This is a genomic window from Plesiomonas sp. (assembly GCF_051650925.1).
In the GTDB taxonomy this organism is placed as follows: domain Bacteria; phylum Pseudomonadota; class Gammaproteobacteria; order Enterobacterales; family CAMTGL01; genus Plesiomonas.
In genome coordinates this window covers 1-2924 of record NZ_JBOFRH010000552.1, presented here as the reverse complement: position 1 = coordinate 2924, position 2924 = coordinate 1, and the positions used below count along the sequence as shown (strand labels likewise).

Here is a 2924-nt window from a genome sequence, read left to right as displayed (position 1 = left end):
TACTGGTATTTCTGATCCAGCTGCAAAGCGTGTTTGATGCGCATGCTTGGCTCGCCCAAATCCTGATTGTGGTGATATTTACCGCGATCTCATTAATTGCTTGGTTTGTCTTTCGTAAGAAAAACCGTAATAGCCGTGACTATCACAAATACTTATGGCGACTGTTTTGGCAAATCAGCTCACCGGTAATCTTGTGGAGTATCTTCATTCTGAGCAGTACGCAGTTACTCAGAATTGTCGCCAATGAGTTTATGCCATCACTTAGCGGTATTATCGGTGATATTCGCTTATTTGCCGTGATTTGGGTGATGGTTCGTGGGATTTTCAAATACCTGAACTCGGTTGAGAAAGTGCAAATTATGCACGGCAAAGACTCAACCACCGTGAGTGCCATCACCAAGCTCAGCAAGTTCTCAGTGCTCTTGCTATTTTCGCTGATCATCGCCGATTACTTTGGCGTCAGCTTTTCTGGATTACTGGCTTTCGGTGGGACAGGAGCCATCATCATCGGTTTAGCCGGTAAAGATATCCTGTCAAACTTCTTCAGCGGCTTGATGATCTACATTGACCGGCCATTTAATGTCGGGGATTGGGTCAGCTCTCCAGATAGAAATATTGAAGGCACCGTGCAGTCGATCGGCTGGCGATTAACCAAAATCTTTACGTTCGACAACCGCCCACTGTATGTCCCCAACTCGGTATTTTCGAACATCAGCGTTGAAAACCCAGGGCGCATGACCAACCGTAGAATCACCGCCACCATTGGTCTGCGCTATGAAGATGCAGAGAAAATGGATGATGTTGTGAACGCAGTCAGAATCTATTTACAGCAACACGATGCCATCGATCAAACGCAAGATTTACTGGTCAGTTTCAATGAGTTCGGCGCATCATCACTGAACTTTTCCATCTACTGTTTCACTAAAACCAGCGATTGGGCTGAGTGGCTAGCCATCCAACAACAAGTCTTTTTGCGCATTATTACCTTGATTAAAGAGCAGGGCGCGGCATTAGCATATCCTGGCGAAACCGTGTTTTTGCAATCGGTACCGCTAAACCGACCGGGAAATGCTGGCTCAGGTTCGAGTAACGGCGGAGCCGGCTCAGTGACTCTCAAATCCTAGCGTTGAGTTCAAAGATAACTATCGCTAATGGCAGGCTTAAAATTAGCCAGTAACATCAAAGAAAAACGGGTTTACCGGTACATTTTACTGAGCGCGACACTTAGCACAGTAAACATGCGGTAAACCCGTTTCAGTTCGTGATGTTCGTGGTGTTCGTTTTACGGAAATACTGCCGGATCAACTCAGCGTATATGACGACCACCATCGACATGCAATGTGCGTCCGGTAACGTAGCTGCTGCGTAGCAAATACGACACCGCCTCGATAATCTCTTGTTCGCCCGGCGCGCATTGCATCACTGATTTATCCAAGGCTTTTTGTTTGTACTCGTCTGAGTCTTGCGGATTGAACATAATCAAAGCCGGAGCAATCGCATTCACCTTAACTGCTGGCGCAAATTTCTTGGCAAACGAAAGAGTCATGTTCTCCAACGCCGCTTTACTCGCTGCGTATGCAATGTGTTTATCACTGCCTTTTTCCACCACATAATCGGTAAAGTGGATGATGTCCGCTTTTGGTGCAAAAGACTTATCTAACAGATGGTTAAGAAGATAGGGGGTTTTGACATGAATTTGCATCATCGCATCTAACGCATGTGACAGTGTCACGGCATCATGTCCATCTTTTTCCCATGCCGAGGCATTGTGCACCAATGCGCGAATTGAGGCATTTCCCCATTCCTTCAGTTGCTGGGAAACCTGTTCTGCAAACTCGTTAATCCCGCGATCTGTACTAAAATCAGCATACAGGCAGCAGACGCCACGCTCGCGAAGCTCTTCCAATTCAGGGTATTCACTCCGGTAACTGATGATAACGCGTTTAGCTTGCTCGCTAAAAAAGCGGGTCAGCGCATAGCCAATCCGGCGCGCGCCACCGGTAATGATATAAACCTCATTGCTCATTTCTGACTGCATGACATGTATCTGTTCGGTGAAGGTGATATGCTGTATTGATATCCTGAAATGCGCCACAGCTCAACATCTGAATCGGATTTTTGCTTTACCACTCTGATAGATAAGGTCAAAATCAGGGAGAAGGAGGATTATCGGGTTATGGCAATGGTAGACACTGATACTGTCGAGAGCCGTACAGTAGTGACGTTTGACTACACGGCGTTTTTGGCTGAGTCCTGTAAGAAGAAATGGAGTTTCATTGATGCGATTTACAGTGTAATACCATTATTTGGATTTGTGCTTAACAGTCAGATAAATAAAGATAAAAAGACAGAGGATCGTTTGCGTGATTTAGCGCTGCAAATTCTGTCTACGCAAATCAGCGATGAAAACAATATCGCCCGTCTGATCAGACTGGCCAAACAGCAAAAAATTACCCATCTTCGGGTGTGCTTGCCTTATGCGTTAAACGCATCTCAGCTTTCATCTATCGAAAAAGAGTGCCCATCGGCACAACTTCAGCAGCAAGATGAGTTCCTTGATGTGAATATTCACTGAGCACGTTGTGTGTCATTCAGAAGATCAATTCTGAGCATAGAACTTAGATAGCAGCTATAAAAAAACCGGCGGTATATGCCGGTTTTTTTTGCTCTCACATCCAGAAATGAAATGATGATAGGGTTAGGAAATGCCTTGTGACAGCAACCATGCCGCTGGCAATACACTCAACAACAGCAGGGAAACCCCAACGCGATCCATCTTCTTCAGTGGCGTACATTCGCAATCATTACGGCGCGCATAGAAGAAAATCAGCAAGCCTGGAGCATACATCAGCACTGACATCATCAGATGAGTCAGACCTGATGCGTACAGCAACCAGATCCCATAAATACACGCACCTGCACCA

3 protein-coding genes and 1 pseudogene are annotated in these 2924 nt (G+C 45.9%); 2 read left to right on the top strand and 2 right to left on the bottom strand.

Features of this window, described 5'->3' with window-relative positions; translation table 11 throughout:
• Nucleotides 1-1124, top strand: a 1124-nt coding sequence (locus ACRC27_RS13190; RefSeq protein ID WP_438640084.1) for a mechanosensitive ion channel family protein, incomplete at its 5' end; no start/stop codon positions are given.
• Nucleotides 1125-1306: 182 nt separating this feature from the next.
• Here ACRC27_RS13190 and folM read toward each other — a convergent pair.
• On the bottom strand, nucleotides 1307-2026 hold the full coding sequence (gene folM, locus ACRC27_RS13185) for a dihydromonapterin reductase (RefSeq protein WP_438640083.1): 720 nt from the start codon (nucleotides 2024-2026) through the stop codon (nucleotides 1307-1309).
• A gap of 150 nt (nucleotides 2027-2176) precedes the next feature.
• Here folM and ACRC27_RS13180 point away from each other — a divergent pair, with 150 nt between their 5' ends.
• Complete coding sequence (locus ACRC27_RS13180; RefSeq protein ID WP_010863547.1) at nucleotides 2177-2575, top strand: hypothetical protein; 399 nt, start codon at nucleotides 2177-2179, stop codon at nucleotides 2573-2575.
• A gap of 123 nt (nucleotides 2576-2698) precedes the next feature.
• Here ACRC27_RS13180 and ACRC27_RS13175 read toward each other — a convergent pair.
• Nucleotides 2699-2924 (bottom strand): annotated as a pseudogene (locus tag ACRC27_RS13175) (arginine:ornithine antiporter); the annotation flags it as partial.